General features: G+C 62.5%; 18 protein-coding genes. 9 read left to right on the top strand and 9 right to left on the bottom strand.

Translation table 11 applies throughout. The features are described 5' to 3' along the window. Nucleotides 1-64: 64 nt before the first annotated feature. Nucleotides 65-625, bottom strand: coding sequence for a L,D-transpeptidase (locus tag ACOOEX_RS00495; RefSeq protein WP_420396645.1), 561 nt, complete (start codon nucleotides 623-625; stop codon nucleotides 65-67). Between the two features lie 207 nt (nucleotides 626-832). Between ACOOEX_RS00495 and ACOOEX_RS00490 the strand changes: the two genes are divergently transcribed. Beyond that, a complete protein-coding gene (locus ACOOEX_RS00490; protein ID WP_420396644.1) occupies nucleotides 833-2743 on the top strand; it encodes a PhoX family protein in 1911 nt (636 codons plus the stop codon). Between the two features lie 75 nt (nucleotides 2744-2818). On the opposite strand, the gene ACOOEX_RS00485 is transcribed toward ACOOEX_RS00490, so the two are convergent. Continuing rightward, nucleotides 2819-3487, bottom strand: a complete 669-nt coding sequence (locus ACOOEX_RS00485; protein ID WP_420396643.1) for a glycosyltransferase — start codon at nucleotides 3485-3487, stop codon at nucleotides 2819-2821. Nucleotides 3488-3641: 154 nt separating this feature from the next. Next, nucleotides 3642-5771: a polyribonucleotide nucleotidyltransferase gene (gene pnp, locus ACOOEX_RS00480; RefSeq protein WP_420396642.1), complete on the bottom strand. Its 2130-nt coding sequence runs from the start codon at nucleotides 5769-5771 to the stop codon at nucleotides 3642-3644. A 253-nt stretch (nucleotides 5772-6024) separates the two neighbouring features. On the opposite strand from pnp, the gene ACOOEX_RS00475 reads away from it, so the two are divergent. Continuing rightward, nucleotides 6025-7002, top strand: coding sequence for an asparaginase (locus tag ACOOEX_RS00475; RefSeq protein WP_420396641.1), 978 nt, complete (start codon nucleotides 6025-6027; stop codon nucleotides 7000-7002). A 3-nt stretch (nucleotides 7003-7005) separates the two neighbouring features. Here the strand turns inward: ACOOEX_RS00475 and ACOOEX_RS00470 are convergent, their stop codons facing one another. Continuing rightward, on the bottom strand, nucleotides 7006-7404 hold the full coding sequence (locus ACOOEX_RS00470) for an Lrp/AsnC family transcriptional regulator (protein WP_420396640.1): 399 nt from the start codon (nucleotides 7402-7404) through the stop codon (nucleotides 7006-7008). A gap of 203 nt (nucleotides 7405-7607) precedes the next feature. Between ACOOEX_RS00470 and ACOOEX_RS00465 the strand changes: the two genes are divergently transcribed. From ACOOEX_RS00465 to lpxK, 5 genes are all read left to right on the top strand, one after another. Beyond that, on the top strand, nucleotides 7608-8042 hold the full coding sequence (locus ACOOEX_RS00465; RefSeq protein ID WP_420396639.1) for a universal stress protein: 435 nt from the start codon (nucleotides 7608-7610) through the stop codon (nucleotides 8040-8042). 19 nt (nucleotides 8043-8061) lie between these two features. Continuing rightward, entirely contained in the window at nucleotides 8062-9606 is a 1545-nt protein-coding gene (locus ACOOEX_RS00460) for an alanine/glycine:cation symporter family protein (RefSeq protein WP_420396638.1), read from the top strand. A 174-nt stretch (nucleotides 9607-9780) separates the two neighbouring features. Further along, on the top strand, nucleotides 9781-10026 hold the full coding sequence (locus ACOOEX_RS00455) for a DUF4170 domain-containing protein (RefSeq protein WP_420396637.1): 246 nt from the start codon (nucleotides 9781-9783) through the stop codon (nucleotides 10024-10026). Between the two features lie 13 nt (nucleotides 10027-10039). Beyond that, on the top strand, nucleotides 10040-11338 hold the full coding sequence (locus tag ACOOEX_RS00450; protein WP_420396636.1) for a 3-deoxy-D-manno-octulosonic acid transferase: 1299 nt from the start codon (nucleotides 10040-10042) through the stop codon (nucleotides 11336-11338). After that, nucleotides 11338-12321, top strand: a complete 984-nt coding sequence (gene lpxK, locus ACOOEX_RS00445; protein WP_420396635.1) for a tetraacyldisaccharide 4'-kinase — start codon at nucleotides 11338-11340, stop codon at nucleotides 12319-12321. The genes ACOOEX_RS00450 and lpxK overlap by 1 nt, the downstream gene beginning before the upstream one ends. On the opposite strand, the gene ACOOEX_RS00440 is transcribed toward lpxK, so the two are convergent. Genes ACOOEX_RS00440 through ACOOEX_RS00430 form a run of 3 tightly spaced genes read right to left on the bottom strand, consistent with a single transcriptional unit; the run spans nucleotide 12318 to nucleotide 14673 of the window. Beyond that, nucleotides 12318-13424 carry a CaiB/BaiF CoA transferase family protein gene (locus ACOOEX_RS00440; RefSeq protein ID WP_420396634.1) on the bottom strand — a complete coding sequence of 369 codons (1107 nt, stop codon included), beginning with the start codon at nucleotides 13422-13424 and terminating at the stop codon, nucleotides 12318-12320. The two genes, lpxK and ACOOEX_RS00440, sit on opposite strands and share 4 nt — an antisense overlap. After that, nucleotides 13421-14134 (bottom strand): DsbA family protein, encoded by a 714-nt coding sequence (locus tag ACOOEX_RS00435; RefSeq protein WP_420396633.1) that lies wholly within the window; start codon nucleotides 14132-14134, stop codon nucleotides 13421-13423. The genes ACOOEX_RS00440 and ACOOEX_RS00435 overlap by 4 nt, the downstream gene beginning before the upstream one ends. Before the next feature lie 11 nt (nucleotides 14135-14145). Further along, nucleotides 14146-14673: a DUF721 domain-containing protein gene (locus ACOOEX_RS00430; protein ID WP_420396632.1), complete on the bottom strand. Its 528-nt coding sequence runs from the start codon at nucleotides 14671-14673 to the stop codon at nucleotides 14146-14148. Between the two features lie 80 nt (nucleotides 14674-14753). Here ACOOEX_RS00430 and mutY point away from each other — a divergent pair, with 80 nt between their 5' ends. Further along, nucleotides 14754-15812 (top strand): A/G-specific adenine glycosylase, encoded by a 1059-nt coding sequence (mutY, locus tag ACOOEX_RS00425; protein ID WP_420396631.1) that lies wholly within the window; start codon nucleotides 14754-14756, stop codon nucleotides 15810-15812. Nucleotides 15813-15903: 91 nt separating this feature from the next. After that, on the top strand, nucleotides 15904-17046 hold the full coding sequence (locus tag ACOOEX_RS00420) for an alkane 1-monooxygenase (protein ID WP_420396630.1): 1143 nt from the start codon (nucleotides 15904-15906) through the stop codon (nucleotides 17044-17046). On the opposite strand, the gene ACOOEX_RS00415 is transcribed toward ACOOEX_RS00420, so the two are convergent. Both ACOOEX_RS00415 and ACOOEX_RS00410 read right to left on the bottom strand, forming a co-directional pair. After that, nucleotides 17043-17711, bottom strand: a complete 669-nt coding sequence (locus ACOOEX_RS00415) for a cupin domain-containing protein (RefSeq protein ID WP_420396629.1) — start codon at nucleotides 17709-17711, stop codon at nucleotides 17043-17045. The two genes, ACOOEX_RS00420 and ACOOEX_RS00415, sit on opposite strands and share 4 nt — an antisense overlap. Next, nucleotides 17708-18283, bottom strand: coding sequence for a TetR/AcrR family transcriptional regulator (locus ACOOEX_RS00410; RefSeq protein ID WP_420396628.1), 576 nt, complete (start codon nucleotides 18281-18283; stop codon nucleotides 17708-17710). Before ACOOEX_RS00410 ends, ACOOEX_RS00415 begins: the two co-directional genes overlap by 4 nt. Nucleotides 18284-18376: the final 93 nt, after the last annotated feature.

Genomic DNA, 18376 nt, shown 5'->3' with positions numbered 1-18376 from the left:
TAAAGAGCAGTAGAGAAAAGGCCCCTGGGACGGTTCCAGGGGCCTTTTGCGTTCCGTTCCCACGTTAGACGGGGTGCAACCGGACCGGCGTTCCCACATCCACCATGTCGTACAGTTGGATCACATGATCATTCACCATCCGGATGCAGCCAGAGGATGCCGACATGCCGATAGACCACGGCTGAGGCGTTCCGTGGATACGCAAAAGCGAATCGCCGTAGCCGGTGTAGAGGTACAGCGCCCGAGCCCCGAGCGGGTTATCAGGCCCGCCCTCCATGCCACCGGCGAACTGCGAGTAGACCTCCGGCTCGCGTGCGATCATGCTTGGAGTGGGTGTCCAGCTTGGCCATTCCGCCTTGCGGCCAACCCGGAAAGAACCGGATGCCTGACGGCCTTCGCGCCCCACGGCAACGCCAAATCTTAGCGCCGTGTCGTTCTCATGCACCAGATATAGGAAATGTGCGCCCATATCGACATGGATCGTGCCGGGGCGGAAGCCGGGGTTGATGTCAACCATTTGAGGCTCGTATCGGCTGGACAGTTGCCAGCCTTCGGTAGCGCCCGCGATGGTCGGTGTCAGGGCCAGCGCAGCCCCGGTCGAAATGAAATGGCGGCGGGTCAGCATCGGCAGCATCCCTCCCCTTCGGTAAAATTTCTGAACTCGGCAGAGTTTGGCCGATCCTTTATGAACCGGGCAAGTCTTTGTTTGATAACGTTTCTGTAATTCCACCCCCCGCGCAGGTTTCACATCGGTGATTCAAACCTGTCACACAGCTTTGACAGGCCCACGATAGGCACCACGCCAGTTGCAACCATCGCGCAAGAGGCCGCCATGAAAGAGTCCGATCTCAGCCACCTGTCCTGGGACGAATGGGATGAACACCACGACCCCCGCCCCGAGGAAACTGATTTCGACCGTGTCGTCGAAGCGGCCTTGTCGCGCCGCGGTTTCCTGTCTGGCCTTGTGGCCTTCGGATCGGGCGCTACTGCCATGGGCGCGGGCCTGCTGAATTCCACCGCGGCTCTGGCCATGGGTCATGGCGCGACGCGCTTTGCCTTCACCCCGATTGCCGCGCAGACCGATTTCACCGTGCACGTGCCCGAGGGCTATTCCTGGTCACCGCTGGCCCGTTGGGGTGACCCCCTGTTTTCCGACGCGCCCGCCGCGCTCGACCCCGCGACAGGCGTGACGGTCGAAGCATCCGACCGGGTGTTCGGGGAAAACACCGACGGGATGGAACTGTTCAATGTAGACGGTCACGAACTGATTGCCGTGAACCACGAATACGTGAACCCGGGCGTGAACCTGCCCGCCACGGGCGGCGAGATCGAAACCGCCGAGGCCGTTCTGACGCTGCAGAACATGCAGGGTGTCACGGTCATGGAAGTGGCCCGGGGCGAGAACGGCTGGCAGATCGTTGTCGACAGCCCGTTCAACCGCCGTATCCACCACAACACCGAAATGCGCCTCTCCGGCCCCGCCGCGGGCGATGCGATTCTGCAGACCTCGGCCGATCCTACTGGCACGATGGTTCTGGGCACGCTCAACAATTGCGGGTCCGGCCGGACGCCCTGGGGCACATACCTGACCTGTGAAGAGAACTTTAACGGCTATTTCGGCTCGACCGATCCGGATTTCGACCGCCCCGCCGCCTTCCGCCGTTACGGCATCAACCTCGAAAGCCGCTACAACTACGAACATCACGATGCGCGCTTCGATATTTCAAACGAGCCAAACGAACCCAACCGTTTCGGTTATGTCGTCGAGATCGACCCATCGGCCCCCGACAGCACCCCGGTGAAGCGCACCGCGCTTGGCCGCTTCAAGCATGAAAACGCCGCCTGCGCGATTGCCCCCGATGGCCGTGTCGCCGTCTATATGGGCGACGATGAACGCGGCGAGTTCCTGTACAAATACCTGTCCAACGGCGTCTATCAGCCCGGCGGCGAGACTGATGGCCTGCTCGATGACGGCCAGCTCTACGTGGCCCGCTTCAACGAGGATGGCAGCGGTGAGTGGGTTGCCCTGACCCCTGAAGCCACCGGCATGTCCGAGGTCGAAATCCTGGTGCACACCCGTATGGCCGCCTCCGCCGTTGGTGCCACCACAATGGACCACCCCGAATGGGTCGCAGTGAACCCGATCGCGGTCGAGGCCTATTGCGCGCTGACCAATAACAGCCGCCGCGCGCTGCTGAACGACGATGGCACCATGCGCGCCAATGCAGGCGGTGACGTGATGGCGCTGAATGCGGTCAACCCGCGCGAAGGCAACCGTTATGGCCAGATCGTGCGCTGGCGCCCCGCGAATGACGACCACGCGTCTGACAGCTTCGACTGGGATCTCTACGTCATGGCGGGCAATCCCGAGGTGCATGAGGATGCCTATGCCGGATCTGAAAACGTCAACGCGGGCAACCTGTTCAATTCGCCCGACGGGATGATGTTCGACAGCGCCGGGCTGCTGTGGATCCAGACCGACGGCGATGACAGCAACGAGGGTGATTTCGCGGGCATGGGCAACAACCAGATGCTCTGCGGCGATCCCGAGACAGGCGAGATCGTGCGCTTCCTGACCGGCCCCAACGGTTCGGAAGTGACCGGCCTGACCTGGTCGTCGGACCGGCGCACCATGTTCGTGGGCATCCAGCACCCCTCTGCCCCGTTCCCCGATGGCGAAGGCCAGCTGGCCCGCTCGTCCGTCGTGGCGGTCTGGCGCAACGATGGCGGGCTTGTCGGCTGAAGTCTGCCAGACGATATTTCAGTACCTAGGTATAGATTTCAGCCCCGGCAGGCATTGCTTGCCGGGGTTTTTCCGTCAGGCCCGTGCCGCCATCATCGGGTTGGACTTGCGGGCGATGGAATGCTCGGCCCCGATATGGCGGCAGCCGCCATCCTCCAGATAGCCCACATGCCGCCCTGCCGCGCGCATATGGCGCGAGATGTCCTTTTCCTTGCCGAACCGGCTGTAGCCGCCAAGATCCTGCCAGGTGCTGCTGCGGATCACATGCGGGTTGAAGGTGAACCCGTACCAGCGCATGTGCACGCGCGTCATGAGCGCGTAGGACACGCCACCGATCTCTTCGTATGTCACACGGGCCGCGCGCTGTGGCTCGATCGGCATGTCATCCAGCTCCCTGACGCAGACAGAGGTCATGGTCGGGTCGGAGTCCAGCAAGGCAATGGCTTCGGGCAGGAAGTCGGTGCGGGCGAAATGCCAGTCATCCTCGATATGGAAAATATAGGGGGTGTCCACGGCCTCATACATCGCGTCCACAGCGGCGTGATGGCCGACACGACCGCCTAGATCAATGCGCCGGCCATGGGGGCAGAGCCTGTCGAACGTCCGGTTCGTGGGATCGTCCCCGAAATCATTGATCGCCACGATCGGCAGCAACCGCATCTGGGGCCCAAGACTTTCAATCGTCTGTTCCAGATAGTCGGGGCGCAGCCCCATCGTCATGCAAATCGTGATCTGCCCACTCATGCCCTTGCCTCTTCTCTCTGCCCCCGGCGGTGTGCGCTCTTGCGGGCAGGTCTGCTCGTTATCCTTATCTTTACACAGTTTTTCCCAAAACTTCGGCAAAAAAATGACCCCGGAGAAATCTCCGGGGTCATGGGTATGTATCTGATGCTTGGGCTTACTCGCCAGCGTCCGGCGCTTCTTCCTTGCCGGTTTCCTGGTTGACCATCTTCATGGCCAGCCGGACCTTGCCGCGGTCGTCGAAGCCGAGCAGCTTGACCCACACTTCCTGACCTTCTTTCAGAACGTCGGAGGGGTGGTTCAGGCGGCGGTTCTCGATCTGGGACACATGCACCAGACCGTCGCGCTTGCCGAAGAAGTTCACGAAGGCGCCGAAATCGACAATCTTCACGACCTTGCCCTTGTAGATGTGGCCTTCTTCCGGCTCTGCCACGATCGCATGGATCATGTCATAGGCCTTCTGGATGGCTTCACCATTGGGGCTGGCGATCTTGATGATGCCGTCGTCGTTGATGTCGACCTTGGCGCCCGAGACTTCCACGATCTCGCGGATGACCTTGCCGCCCGAACCGATCACTTCACGGATTTTGTCGGTCGGGATCTGCATGGTCTCGATACGCGGGGCGTGGATCGAGAAGGAGCCCGCTTCGGTCAGGGCCTTGGCCATTTCACCCAGGATGTGCAGGCGGCCAGCCTTGGCCTGTTCCAGCGCTTTGGACATGATCTCGGGCGTGATGCCCGCAACCTTGATGTCCATCTGCAGGCTGGTGATGCCCGCTTCAGTACCCGCAACCTTGAAGTCCATGTCGCCGAGGTGATCCTCGTCACCCAGGATGTCGGTCAGAACCGCGTATTCGCCATCGTCTTCCAGGATCAGGCCCATGGCCACACCGGCAACCGGGGCTTTCAGCGGAACGCCCGCATCCATCATCGACAGCGAGCCGCCACAAACGGACGCCATGGAGGAGGAGCCGTTCGATTCCGTGATCTCGGACACGACGCGGATCGTGTAGGGGAAATCTGTGGCAGCGGGCAGAACGGCCTGAAGGGCGCGCCATGCCAGTTTGCCGTGACCGATTTCACGACGGCCCGGAGGGCCCACGCGACCGGCTTCACCGACCGAGTAGGGCGGGAAGTTGTAGTGCAGCAGGAAGTTCGATTTGAAGTTGCCGTGCAGCGCGTCGATGAACTGTTCGTCGTCGCCGGTGCCAAGGGTGGTCACGACCAGACCCTGGGTTTCGCCACGGGTGAACAGGGCCGAGCCATGGGTCCGGGGCAGAAGGCCGGTCTCGGACACGATCGGGCGCACGGTATCCAGTGAACGGCCGTCGATGCGCTTGCCGGTCTTGACCACGTCACCGCGCAGAACGGCGGCTTCCAGCTTTTTCAGCGCGGTTCCGAGGTTCTCATCCTCGCGCTGTTCCTCGGTCAAGGCCTCGATGATGGCGGCCTTGGCATCAGAAACGGCGGTGGTGCGTTCCTGCTTGTCGGTGATGGCGTAAGCGGCGCGGATCTTGTCCTCACCAGCGGCCTTCACGGCGTCGTAGAGCTCCGAGTAATCGGCAGGCTGGAAGTCGAACGGCTCTTTTGCGGCATCTTCGGCCAGGCTGATGATCAGGTCGATCACCGGCTGGATTTGCTCATGCGCGAAGGTCACGGCGCCCAGCATCTCTGCCTCGGACAGCTCATAAGCCTCGGACTCCACCATCATAACGGCGTTCTTGGTGCCGGCCACAACCAGATCAAGACGCTGATCGGGGTTGTTGCGCAGGTCGTGCATGTCGTCGACCGTCGGGTTCAGAACGTATTCGCCATCTTCGAAACCAACGCGTGCGCCAGCAATCGGGCCACGGAAGGGCGCGCCGGAAATGGTCAGCGCAGCAGAGGCGGCGATCATGGCGACGATGTCGGGATCGTTGACCAGATCGTGGCTCAGCACGGTGCACATGACCAGAACTTCGTTCTTGAAGCCAGGCACGAAGAGCGGGCGGATCGGACGGTCGATCAGGCGCGCGGTCAGCGTTTCCTTTTCGGTCGGACGCGCCTCGCGTTTGAAGAAGCCACCCGGAACCTTACCGGCGGCGTAGTATTTTTCCTGATAGTGCACGGTCAGCGGGAAAAAGTCCTGCCCCGGCTTGGGTTGCTTGGCGAAGGTCACCGCGGCCATGACCGAGGTTTCCCCAAGCGTGGCGATGACACAGCCATCTGCCTGGCGGGCAATCTTGCCCGTTTCCAGTGTAAGCGTTTCCTCGCCCCACTGCATGGATTTCGTCGTAACGTTGAACATGTATCGTATCCTCGATGGGAGCACTCCCAGCCCCTGCCGGGTCTCCCGTTTGCGTGGCGGCCCCATTGCCGCCGACCCCAATCCTGTTCATGCGCCCGGGGTCAAAGGCATCACGTCTCAGATGGGCGGGCCATACACGGATTTTCAGCGGTTTGAAAGCAATCTCTTTCATTTCGCGGCCCGCCCCCCCTTGACCGGCCCCCTTGATCGGCGCACCAAGCACCCCGCAACCTATGCGAGAGCCTGTCCCGATATGATCCCGCGTCATCGTATCCTTCTGCTTCACACCGGCGGCACCATCGGCATGGTCCCGACCGCGCGCGGCCTGAAGCCGGAGCTTGGGGTCGTCGAGCACGCCGTTGATCGGTTGATGGCAGAGCGCGGGAATGACCTGGATATTGAGATTGTCAGGCTGGAACCGCTGATCGACAGTGCCAACGCCACGCCCGCAGACTGGAACCGGCTGGCCGCCGAGATCGTCGCGCGGGCGGACAGCTGCGATGCGATCCTGATCACCCATGGCACCGACACGCTCGCCTTCACCTCCTCGGCCCTGACCATGGCGCTTGAGGGATTGCACAAGCCGGTGATCCTGACCGGGTCGATGATCCCGTTGGGTGGGGACAACAGCGACGGGTGGGCCAATCTGCGCGATGCACTGGCGGCAACGCAAACGGCAGAGCCCGGCGTCTGGATCCAGTTCGCAGGCAAGCTGCTGCGCGGGCCAAGGGCGCGCAAGATCCACAGTTCCGCCCCCGACGCATTTTCCGCCATGCTGTCAGACAGGCCCCCGCGCCGAGAGGGAGAGGTGCTGCGCCAACACCGGTTCGGATCTGCGCGAATTGCCGTGGTGCCGGTTGCGCCTGGCTGCGACATGCGGGTGGTGGGCTTTGCCATGGATCACAGTGACGGCGTGGTCCTGCGCTGCTACGGCAGCGGCACCGTGCCGGACGACCTGCTGTTGGAACAGGGGCTTGCCCGCGCCGCAGACCGCGGCATCCCCGTTGTCGCCGTCAGTGAAACACTGGCGGGCGGCACATCACTTGGCCACTACGCTGCCGGGGCGGTACTGCTGGATCACGGGGTGATCGACGGGCGCGACATGACGCTGGAGGCTGCCTATGCCAAGCTCGCGCTGGCCCTGGCGTCGGTCACTGGGCGGGCTGCGTTGACGAATTTCGTGGAAACACCGCTATGCGGGGAATTCGGCGCGCCCTTTCCGGTGCCCTGACCGCTATTCCAGGTGATAGCCCTGAAACTCCTTGACCGTGGACAGGCTGAGCAGCGTCTTCATCTGCGTAACTGACGGAATTTCCGACAAACGGTCACGGTAGAGTTTTTCGTAGGCTTCCGTGTTCCGCGCCGCGAGGCGGATCAGATAGTCGAACTCGCCCGAAATCATGTGGCATTCCAGAACCTCCGGCATGTGCCGGATCGCCTTTTCGAAGGCCGTGATGTGTTCCTTTCGCTGGCTCGCCAGCTTGACCTCGATGAAGATCTGGATTTCAAGCCCCACGGCCTTGCGGCTGAGCCGCGCCGTGTAATTCGCAATCTTGCCGCTGCCCTCCAGCAGCTTGACGCGCCGGTGGCAGGCGGACAGGGACAGGCCGACCTGTTCGGAAAGCCGGGCCATTGATATCTGCCCATCCTTCTGCAAGACGGAAAGAATTTTCACGTCCAAGTGATCCATCGGAAATTTTCCCCCCTTTAGGCATATTTTGCTCCATTTTTCGCAAATTTTCTTCTTATGCAAGAAATATGGGAATCTTTCTCTCCTTGCCGGTGGTATCCTTGAATTGTCTCGGAGGAGGCAAAAACAACCCAAGGGAGGCATGAATGTCCCATAAAATCGTCGTCGGGTTCGACGGGAGCGAAAGCGGCCGAGCGGCCCTGACCTTCGCTGTCGAAGCAGCCCGCAAAAACGGGGGTGAGCTTCTCATCGCCCATGTCCTGGAATGGTCCCCCTATTCCTTCCTGACCCCGACGGAACTGGAAGAACGCCACAAACGGCGCGGGGAAGAGCTGGAGCGCGCTGAAAAGGCGATCCTGGCCCCCGTGGTGGAAAGCGTGAAAGCCAGCGGCGTCTCGGTCTCGACCGCCCTTCGCTATGGCCACATCGCCGAAACGCTGATCAGCATCGCAAAGGAAGCGGGCGCTGACCAGATCGTCATTGGCCGGACCGGGCATTCCAGCCTGTCGTCCCGCCTGTTCGGATCAGTTGCGGGCAGCCTGGCGCAGGCCGCGCCGGTCGCAGTGACCATTGTTCCATAATCCTTAGTCAGGACACGTCATGAAAATGCATTACAAGGCCGCGGCATTTGCCGCGACGGCCTCGCTGGCTGCATCCGCACCCGCAATGGCCCAGTCCATCGACCAGCAGGTAAACGAGATCTTCGCGAACTCTACCGGCTGGTTCGTCAACTTCATCTTCAGCCCCTTCCCCGGAACCTCCTTCCCGTGGATCGTGGCCTGGCTGGTCGTCGCGGCAACTGTCTTCACGGTCTACTTCGGCCTGATCCAGTTCCGTGCCTTCCCGCATTCCATCGCGCTTGTGAAAGGCGACTACTCAGATCCCAACGACGCGGGCGAAGTCAGCCACTTCCAGGCGCTTGCCACCGCCCTGTCGGGCACCGTGGGCCTGGGCAACATCGCAGGCGTGGCCGTTGCCATCGGCATCGGCGGTCCGGGCGCGACGTTCTGGATGATCCTCGCAGGCCTCATGGGTATGGCGTCGAAATTCACCGAATGCACGCTCGGTGTGAAATACCGGAATGAATACGAGGACGGCACCGTTTCGGGTGGCCCCATGTACTACATGACCAAGGGCTTCGCGGAACGTGGCATCCCAGGCGGCAAGGCCATGGCGATCCTGTTCTCGATCTTCTGTATCCTCGGCGCGCTTGGCGGCGGCAACATGTTCCAGGCCAACCAGGCCCATGCGCAGATCACCAACGTGGTGGGTGACTATCCCGGCTGGATCACCGGCGTTTTCTTCGCGGGAATTGTCTTCGCGGTGATCGTGGGTGGCCTTCAGTCTATCGCGAAAGTGACAGAAAAGGTCGTTCCGATCATGGGCGTGATGTATGTGGTAACCGCATTGGTCATCCTGCTTATGAATGCCAACATGATCGGTTGGGCCTTCGGTCAGATCTTCGAAGGGGCCTTCACCGGGCTTGGCGTTGCAGGCGGCATGGTCGGTGCTTTGATCCAGGGCTTCAAGCGGGCCGCGTTCTCGAACGAAGCGGGCGTTGGTTCCGCTGCAATCGCGCACTCGGCCGTTCGGACGAAAGAGCCGATCACCGAGGGCTTCGTATCGCTGCTGGAACCCTTCATCGACACCGTCGTGATCTGCACCATGACCGCGCTGGTGATCATCATCACCGGGCAACTGGTATCCGACCCTGAAACCGGTCTTTACCTGCTGAACGAAGGTGGCAGCGCGATCCAGACCGTTGACGGCAACTCTGGCGTGGCGCTGACTTCGGCAGCCTTCTCCTCGGCCTTTGGCTGGTTCAAATATGTGCTGGCCATCGCGGTGATCCTGTTTGCCTTCTCGACCATGATCAGCTGGTCCTACTATGGCCTCAAGGCCTGGACCTTCCTGTTCGGCGAAGGCAAGACGACCGAGCTGGTGTTCAAGGTGGTCTTCTGCGTCTTCGTCGTAATCGGCGCGGCGGCCAGCCTCGGCCCGGTCATCGACTTCTCGGATGCGGCGATCTTCGCCATGGCCGTGGTCAACATCGTCGCGCTGTATCTGCTGATGCCGATCGTCAAACGCGAGCTGGACAGCTACCTGTCGCGGCTGAAGTCGGGCGAGATCCGCAAGTTCCACTAACGGACCCGCATCGTAAGACAAGATCTGCGCGCCTCCGGGGTATCGGGGGCGCGTTTTCAGTTCTACCCGCTGGCAGGATTTCCGCGTGATTGCGGCGCGACGGCTGGCCCGCTTGACCCCTGCCCGCAAATGCCTAGGGTGCCGCCAAGCTGTGGCACCAACCCCGAGGCCCCCATGACACAACGCCTGCACCTCGTCTTCGGCGGCGAGCTGATCGACCCGACCAAGAGCGCCTTCAAGGATGTCGACGCCATCGACATCGTCGGCATGTACCCCGATTACGCCAGCGCCTATGACGCGTGGAAGGACGCGGCGCAGCGCACCGTGGACAATGCCCATATGCGCTACTACATCGCCCATATTCACCGCCTGCGCGACGAAGAGCGTGAAGCGTCCCCGACCGAAGAACTCGACAGCTGAAAGCACCCCTTTGATGCGGTTTTCCCTTGCGCTTTCGGCCTACATGGCCTTTTCGGCCCGCGCCACGCGCTATGCCGAAAAGAAGCTGTCCGCGCGGCTGGACGCCGGAAAGGAAGACCCTGAGCGCATCGATGAACGCCGGGGCATTGCGGGGATGGAGCGGCCAGAGGGCGACCTGATCTGGTTTCATGCCGCCAGCGTGGGCGAATCCCTGTCGCTGCTGGAACTGATCCGCCGCATGTCCGAGGAACGACCCGATCTGCATTTCCTCGTGACCACCGGCACGGTGACCTCTGCGCAGGTGATGGCTGCACGCCTGCCGTCTGCGGCCTTTCATCAGTTCATCCCGGTCGATGCCCTGCCCTATGTCCGCCGGTTCCTCGATCACTGGCGCCCTGACCTGGCCGTCTGGACGGAAAGCGAGCTGTGGCCCGCGCTGATCGTGGAAACCAAGGCCCGGTCGATCCCCATGGTGATCATCAATGCGCGCATGTCCAAGACCAGTCATGACCGTTGGCGGTTTTTGCGTGGCATGGTGCGCCGCCTGCTGGAACAGTTCGACGAGGCGCATGTTCAGGACGATCTGACCGCCTCTTACCTGCGCCATCTCGGCCTGCCGGGCGACCGGCTGCATGTTACCGGAACGCTGAAGGAAGGGGCCGCCGCCCTGCCCTGCGACGAGACCGTGCGCGCCAAGCTGGCCCGGCATCTGAACGGGCGTCCCACATGGCTGGCGGCCTCGACCCATGAGGGCGAGGAACAGAAGATCCTCGACGCCCACAAACAGGCCCTCAAGGTCAATCCCCGGCTGCTGCTGGTGCTGGTCCCGCGTCACCCGCATCGGGGCGACGACGTCGCCGCGCTGATCGAAGCGCAGGGTTTCAGTTTCGCCCGCCGCAGCGCCGGAGAACAGCCTGACCCCGATATTGCCGTCTATCTGGCCGATACGCTCGGCGAACTTGGCCTGTGGTACCGCCTGGCACCGATCAGCTTCGTCGGCGGGTCGCTGGAACCGATTGGCGGGCACAACCCGTTTGAACCCGCCGCTCTTGGCTCGGTCATTCTTCACGGGCCCTATGTCAGCAACTTCGTCGACATCTTCCAAAGGCTGGCCGAGGCCAAGGCCTCGCGGTTGGTATCCTCGCCCGATTCACTCGCGTCTGCGGTCAATGACCTGCTGAACCCCGATCGCGCTGCCGAGATGGCCCATGCGGCCTGGGAGGTCTGCTCTGCCGGGGCAGAGGTGACCGACAAGGCGCTCGACATGCTGTTCGACCATCTGGACCGCACCCCGCGGCTCGTGGCGGACTGATGCAGGCGCCACGGTTCTGGCATGACAAACCGGGGCTGCTGAGCCTGCTGCTGTCACCGCTTGGCGCGATCTATGCAGGTGCCACGGCCCGAAGGTTGCGCAACGGCACGCCGCATCGGGCCGGGGTTCCGGTGATCTGCGTCGGCAACTTGAACGCGGGCGGCACCGGCAAGACCCCGACCGTGATTGCCCTGGCCGAGCGACTGACACAGCGCGGCATTGCTGCCCATGTGGTCAGCCAAGGCTACGGTGGCACGGTCGAAGGCCCGCATCGGGTCGATGAAGCCACGGACAAGGCCGAAGCCGTAGGTGACGAACCGCTACTGCTGGCCGCCTTTCTGCCGGTCTGGGTCGCCAAGGATCGCGCGGCCGGGGCGGATGCCGCCGTTCAGGCCGGGGCGCAGGTGATCCTGATGGATGACGGGTTTCAGAACCCGGCGCTGCACAAGGATCTGTCGATCATCGTTGTGGATGCCGTGCGCGGCTTTGGCAACGGCAAGACCATCCCCGCCGGCCCCCTGCGAGAGCCGGTCGCAGCGGGGCTTGCGCGCGCCGATCTGGTTCTGTCCATCGGGCCAGCAAAGGCGCAGGAAAGATTCAGTCGGGACTGGGCCAATGACATCCGCTTGCCGCACATCACCGGCAGGCTGGAGCCGCTGCCCACTGGCATGCCCTTCGACGGGTTGCCGGTGCTGGCCTTCGCCGGGATCGGCCATCCGGGCAAGTTTTTCGCCACGCTTCGGTCCATGGGGGCGGATGTTCGGCGCGCTGAACCGCTGTCAGATCACCAGCCCTTGACCGATGCCTTGCTGTCACGGCTGGAACAGGATGCGTTCAACCTGGGCGCGCAACTGGTGACCACCGAAAAGGATGCCGTGCGACTGCCCGACCGGTTCCGCCGCAAGGTTCTGACGGTGCCGGTCCGATTGCGGCTGGATAATCCCGACCCACTGGACGAAGCGTTGGATCGGCTATTGTCCTAAGGTCGGAGCTTGGGCGAAGCCCGATCCAGCTTCAGTTCGGCATCCGAGAACCGGAACGGCGACCGCACACCCGGCACACCTTCCGGATCAATCCGCATACCCCGCGCCTGAACCTGCGGGTCGGCAAAGACCTCGGCCATGTCGTTGATCGGCCCGGCAGGCACGCCCTCGGCCTCGCAGGCAGCCAGCAGGTCGGCCTTGCTGCGCTGGCGGGTGCGGTCCATCAGGCGGGCGATCATGGTCTCACGGTTGGCGATGCGGTCGGCATTGGTCAGGAAGTCCGGCGCCTCGGCCATCTCTTCCAGCCCCAGAATGCCGCAAAGCCGCCGATACTGGGCATCATTGCCAGTTGCGATGATGATGAACCCATCCGCGCAATCGAACACCTGATAGGGCGTCAGGTTGGGGTGGTAGTTTCCCGTCCGCCCCGGCGGCGTGCCGGTGGCCAGATAGTTCATCGCCTGGTTGGCCGTGATCGACACGGCGCAATCCAACAGCGCCATGTCGATATGCTGGCCCTTCCCGGTCCGTTCCCGCTGATACAGCGCGGCAAGGATGCCGTTGACGGAATAAAGCCCGGTGAACAGATCGGTCACCGCCACACCGACGCGCTGCGGCTGACCATCCGGGTCGCCGGTGATCGACATCAGCCCGGACATACCCTGAATGATGTAGTCATAGCCCGCGCGGTGCGCATAGGGGCCGGTCTGCCCGAACCCGGTGATGGAACAGTAGATCAGCCGGGGATTGATTTGCGACAGGCTGTCATAGTCCAGCCCGTATTTCTCCAGCCCGCCAAGCTTGAAGTTTTCGATCAGGATGTCGGATTCAGCGGCCAGCATGCGCACCAGTTCCTGACCCTCGGACGTGCGAAAATCGGCGGTCACCGTCCGCTTCCCCCGGTTGCAGGAATGGAAATAGGCGGCTGTCTTGTCGCCCTCTCGCTCGATGAAGGGCGGCCCCCACTGGCGGGTATCATCGCCCGCGGGGCTTTCGACCTTGGTCACTTCGGCCCCAAGATCCGACAGAGTCTGACCGGCCCAAGGGCCGGCCAGGATACGTGCAAGCTCTAGTACCTTGAGCCCTTCAAGCGGCGTGCTCATCCCTCGATTTCGGCCAGCAGCCCGTCAAGCACTTCGGAAAAGGCCGCGTAGCTCATGTTGGAATACATCTCGCCATTGATCACGAAGCTGGGGGTGCCCTGAACCTCATCGGCTTCCGCCTGTTCCTGCGACAGGGTCACCATGGCCTGCGCCATGTCGTTGTTCGTCAGGCAAGCGTCGAGCGCTTCGTTGGTCAGGCCCGCGCGCAGACCGAGACGACGCAGATTGGCGGCAACCTCAGCCGGTTCGCCCTGCACCCATTCACGCTGCTCTTCCATGATCATCTCGGAGATGCCGAAATAGCGCAGCGGGCCACCACAGCGGGCGACCATACCGGCCCACAGGCCATAGCGGTCGAAATACACCTCGCGCATGATGAAGCGGATATGACCCGTGTCGACATAGTTCGTCACGAGGTCATGGTAGACTTCTTCGTGAAAGCGGGCGCAGTGCGGGCAGGTGAAAGAGGCGTATTCGATCACCGTGATCGGCGCGCCCTCATCGCCCATCACCATCTCGATCACCTCAACGGCAGCCTCTTCACCGGCATCGGCGGGGGCAGTGTCGGTGCTGCCGGCCTCTTGCGCGCTGGCGGCCATCAGCGGCTGGCTGAGGGTCTGGTTCACTGACTGCGAGGCGGTCAGGTAAAGATACCCGCCCAATGCCACCATCACAGCGGACAGGGCGGACAGAATAAGGGTGCGGGACATGGATGCTCTCCTCAATGGCTGTTCTTGGTTAAAACGTTCCGGGCCAGGCGTTCAAGCGCCTCTTTCAGACGTTCGTCGTGAATCGGGGCGGCGGCAGCATGTGCAGCCTGCAAAACCTCTGGGCTTGGCGCAGGTTTCTGCTTGGGCCGGGCGGTGAACTGAACCTGCCCCTCGGCAAAGCCAGTGGGCGCGGTCTGGGTGATCTGCACCTTGCTGACGGCGTTGTAGCCGTAGCAGGCGTTGACCTTCTGGCGGATCGCGTCCTTCTGCATTTCCAGCAGAGGCGCATGGCCGCCCGTGGTCAGCAAGACAAGAGTCGTGCCGATCCCGCCATGGGCATGGCGGATCTTGACCGGCATGGCGCTGGCGGCGATCTCCTCCCCCACGATCTCCGGCCAATGGGTGATCAGCTTGGCCTCGGAAAACCCGCGCTTCTCCAGCGGCCCACGCAGATGCCCGGCGACCAGTTTGGACGCGGCCTCGAACCCGCGCTTGCGGCGGGGCGGCTTGGGCGGCATTTTGGGCCGGGCTGCGGGCATCGGGTTTCCTTTCATCCCCGTCAATCTATCCTTCCCGGACGGGGGAACCAATGGGGCAGCGCCAGGCGGAGAGATAAAACTTGCGTGACGAAGATTACAGCGCCGTGCTTCTGGACTGGTACGACCGGCACGCGCGCGTGTTGCCGTGGCGTGTTGCGCCCTCGGAGCGTGCGGCGGGTGTGGTGCCCGACCCCTATGCTGTCTGGCTGTCAGAGGTCATGTTGCAACAGACGACCGTTGCCGCCGTGAAGGACTATTTTCACCGGTTCACAACCCGTTGGCCGACGGTTGAGGCGCTGGCTGCGGAAAAGGATGCCGAGGTCATGGGCGAATGGGCCGGGCTTGGCTATTACGCCCGCGCCCGCAACCTGATGAAATGCGCCCGTGTGGTGACAGAGGTACATGGCGGCGTGTTTCCCGATACGGAGGAAGGTCTGCTGACCCTGCCCGGCATCGGCCCCTATACCGCCGCCGCCATCGCCTCCATCGCCTTTGACCGGCCCGCGCCGGTGATGGACGGCAACGTGGAACGGGTGATGTCACGCCTTTTCGCGGAAACCTCGCCGTTGCCAGAGGTGAAACCGGTTCTGAAAGACCATGCGGCACGACTGACGCCCGATTTGCGCCCCGGTGACCATGCGCAGGCGGTGATGGACCTTGGCGCGACGATCTGTACGCCGCGCAATCCTGCCTGCGGCATCTGCCCCCTGCGTGATCCGTGCCGGGCACGGGCCGAGGGCATCGCCGCCGATCTGCCCCGCAAATCCCCGAAAAAGGCCAAGCCGACCCGATACGGGATTGCCTATCTCGCTCGTCGGACGGATGGCGCGTGGCTGCTGGAAACCCGTCCAGAAAAGGGCCTGCTTGGCGGAATGCTCGGCTGGCCCGGCAGTGACTGGACGGAAGACACCCCGCAGGAGAATCCGCCGCTTCAAACCGACTGGCACGATCCGGCGTTGGAGGTGCGCCATACGTTCACGCATTTCCACCTGCGCCTGTCGCTGCGACTGGCATCGGTGACCACCGCCGAACCCGACCGGGGCAACTTTCTGACGCGCAATGCCTTTCGCCCCGCCAACCTGCCCACGGTGATGCGCAAGGCCTTTGACCTCGCGCAAGGTGCGTGGCCAGAGGATTGAGATACGCTGCCGCTTGCGCAAGACTGCGTTCAACCTGTCTTCAGTTTTTCCTGTCACCAGTATCTGACAGCTCAGTCACAAAGGCCCCGCGATGATCCCCGCCACTCAGGTTGCCAAACTGCAAAACGCCCTGCCCTTCTGGATGTCGGTCCTGCTGGTGCCGCTGGCAGTGTTCGGGGCCTGGGCCGGGGGGCTGGCGCTGCTGCTGCTGCCGCTCTATGCCATCGGGCTGACGACGCTGCTGGATGCAATCTCCGGTCTCAATCAGGACAACCCCGATCCGGAGACGCCCGAGGATGGGCTGTTCTGGTATCGGCTGGTCACGTTGATCTGGTTCCCAGTGCAATTCGTCACCGTCCTGTCGTTGATCTGGTACGCGACGCACACGGATCATCTGGCGGCATGGGAGAAGCTGCTGCTGTTCTACGGTGTCGGAATCATGTCGGGTGGGATCGGCATCGTCTACGCGCATGAGCTGATGCATCAGAAAAACAATCTTGAACGCTGGTTGGGCGATCTGCTGATGGCCTCGGTGCTTTACAGCCATTTCCGCAGCGAACATCTGCTGGTCCACCACATCCATGTGGGCACGCCCCGTGACCCGGTGACGGCGCGCTATAACGAGGGATTCCACCGGTTTTTCTGGCGGGTTCTGCGCGACTGCCCGCGATCCGCATTCCGCGCCGAGAAGGCGATGCTGGCCCGCAAGGGACGGCCCTGGCATGACGCCGCCAACCCGTTCTGGCGCTATTGGGCCTTGCAGGGCGCGATGATCATTCTGGTGCTGATCGTCGGCGGATGGGCCGGGCTTGGCCTGTTCCTGTTCGCCGCCTTTATCGCCGTGTCGCTGCTGGAGCTGACGAATTACATCGAGCATTACGGGCTAACCCGCAAACATCTGGGTGGCGGCAAATACGAACATGTCCAGCCGCGCCACAGCTGGAACGCCTCGCATCGCGTGTCGAACTGGCTGCTGATCAACCTGCAACGCCATTCGGACCATCACTACAAGCCAAGCCGCCGCTTCCCGCTGTTGCAGACCTATTCCGAGGCCGACGCCCCGCAACTGCCGCTTGGCTACCCGGCCATGACCCTGTTCGCGCTGTTTCCTCCGCTCTGGCGCAAACACATGAACCCACGTGTGCGCCATTGGCGGCAGATGTACTATCCCGAAATCACCGACTGGCGCGCCTATAACAAGGGCCGGACACCAATGCCGCGTGGAGCCAGCTAGGCCGCCATATCCAGCAGGTGCCCGGTTTTCACGTAGATCAGGCAGCCCTCGTCCGACCACGGATTGTGGCGCGACAGGTGCGGGCTGCGGATCCAGGTGCCGGCGGGATAGTCGCCATGCTCGTCCTGAAAGGTGCCTTCGATTACAAAGATCTCTTCGCCGCCCCAATGGGCATGATCGGCAAATCGTGTGCCCGGTGCCCATCTGACAAGCGCCACATTCTCCGCCTCGTGCGAATGCAGCGGCAGGACCGTCAGGCCGGGGCGAGAACCGGGCAGGAACGGTTCCTCATGGGTCGCAATCGCCTTCTGTTCGGTATCCCGGTCGGAAAACTGGTGCAGCTTGACCAGGATCGTGCAGCCCTCCGGCCCTATATGGGGGCGATGTGAGGTGCCGATTGGATTGCGCACATAGCTGCCCGCCGGGTAGTCGCCATGTTCATCCGAGAAGACGCCCTCCAACACCAGAAACTCCTCGCCACCGCCATGGGTATGGGGATCAAAGGTGCTGTTCGGGGCAAAACGGACAATGGTCGTGGCGCGGGCGACTTCATCCCCGATCCGGTCCAGCATCATCCGCTGTACGCCCGAAGCGGGAGAATCGACCCAGGCATAATCTTCAGGGCGGATGACGACACGTTCGGAGAAATCGGCGTTCAGTTTCATTGGGTGACTCCCATGATCAGTCGGTCGGAGAATTGCGAAACCGCATCGGTGAAGCGGTCCGAATTGCGGGCGGCGCGAGCAACGAGCTGCGCGCCTTCAACGAGGGCAAAGAGTGCGGCGGCCTCTTTCCGGGGATCGGTCACCTCACGAATAGAACCATCTTCGCGCGCACGCTGGAACTGGCCAGCCAGCCAGTCCGTGACGTCATGGCGAAAGGTTTCGACCCGTGCCAAAGTGGTCGCTGGCAGGCTGTCGGTCGACGCACTGAACGCCACGCAGAGACATAAGCTGTCGCCATCGCCAAGTGCGTTGCGATAGAGGGACAAGAAACCAGCAAGAGCGGAGGCCGCATTGGCACTCTGATCTTTCATGTGGTCGAGCGTCTCAACGATCCGGGTCGAATAGTCCTCGATCAAGGCAAGCGTCAGGTCGGCCTTGGTGGCAAAGTGATAGTGAACGCTGGCCTTGCGAATACCGGTGGCGGCCGCGAGGTCGGCATAGCTGAACGCATCAATCCCCCGAGTACGGGCCAGGGTTTCGGCGTGGTTCAGAAGATCTGCTCTCATAGTCATGCCTACCTACTAGTAGGTATGTGAGCCCATGTCGAGTCACCAAGTCGTGAAAAAGCCCCGCCAACGCGTTGCCGCGGGCGGGGTGAGGTGTCG

This window comes from Nioella sp. (assembly GCF_965215655.1).
GTDB lineage: Bacteria > Pseudomonadota > Alphaproteobacteria > Rhodobacterales > Rhodobacteraceae > Nioella.
Note: the sequence above shows the minus strand (reverse complement) of the source record. Positions and strands in the feature narration are given on the sequence as shown.

Excerpts from the sequence above, each read along its gene's own strand:
- ACOOEX_RS00450 (WP_420396636.1), top strand. The coding sequence starts at position 10,040 with ATGCGGTTTTCCCTTGCGCTTTCGGCCTACATGGCCTTTTCGGCCCGC.
- ACOOEX_RS00415 (WP_420396629.1), bottom strand. The coding sequence starts at position 17,711 with ATGAAACTGAACGCCGATTTCTCCGAACGTGTCGTCATCCGCCCTGAA.
- ACOOEX_RS00460 (WP_420396638.1), top strand. The coding sequence starts at position 8,062 with ATGAAAATGCATTACAAGGCCGCGGCATTTGCCGCGACGGCCTCGCTG.
- ACOOEX_RS00470 (WP_420396640.1), bottom strand. The coding sequence starts at position 7,404 with ATGGCCCGGCTTTCCGAACAGGTCGGCCTGTCCCTGTCCGCCTGCCAC.
- lpxK (WP_420396635.1), top strand. The coding sequence starts at position 11,338 with ATGCAGGCGCCACGGTTCTGGCATGACAAACCGGGGCTGCTGAGCCTG.
- ACOOEX_RS00485 (WP_420396643.1), bottom strand. The coding sequence starts at position 3,487 with ATGAGTGGGCAGATCACGATTTGCATGACGATGGGGCTGCGCCCCGAC.
- ACOOEX_RS00495 (WP_420396645.1), bottom strand. The coding sequence starts at position 625 with ATGCTGACCCGCCGCCATTTCATTTCGACCGGGGCTGCGCTGGCCCTG.
- ACOOEX_RS00465 (WP_420396639.1), top strand. The coding sequence starts at position 7,608 with ATGTCCCATAAAATCGTCGTCGGGTTCGACGGGAGCGAAAGCGGCCGA.
- pnp (WP_420396642.1), bottom strand. The coding sequence starts at position 5,771 with ATGTTCAACGTTACGACGAAATCCATGCAGTGGGGCGAGGAAACGCTT.
- ACOOEX_RS00430 (WP_420396632.1), bottom strand. The coding sequence starts at position 14,673 with ATGCCCGCAGCCCGGCCCAAAATGCCGCCCAAGCCGCCCCGCCGCAAG.
- ACOOEX_RS00435 (WP_420396633.1), bottom strand. The coding sequence starts at position 14,134 with ATGTCCCGCACCCTTATTCTGTCCGCCCTGTCCGCTGTGATGGTGGCA.
- ACOOEX_RS00490 (WP_420396644.1), top strand. The coding sequence starts at position 833 with ATGAAAGAGTCCGATCTCAGCCACCTGTCCTGGGACGAATGGGATGAA.
- ACOOEX_RS00475 (WP_420396641.1), top strand. The coding sequence starts at position 6,025 with ATGATCCCGCGTCATCGTATCCTTCTGCTTCACACCGGCGGCACCATC.
- ACOOEX_RS00410 (WP_420396628.1), bottom strand. The coding sequence starts at position 18,283 with ATGACTATGAGAGCAGATCTTCTGAACCACGCCGAAACCCTGGCCCGT.
- ACOOEX_RS00440 (WP_420396634.1), bottom strand. The coding sequence starts at position 13,424 with ATGAGCACGCCGCTTGAAGGGCTCAAGGTACTAGAGCTTGCACGTATC.
- ACOOEX_RS00455 (WP_420396637.1), top strand. The coding sequence starts at position 9,781 with ATGACACAACGCCTGCACCTCGTCTTCGGCGGCGAGCTGATCGACCCG.
- ACOOEX_RS00420 (WP_420396630.1), top strand. The coding sequence starts at position 15,904 with ATGATCCCCGCCACTCAGGTTGCCAAACTGCAAAACGCCCTGCCCTTC.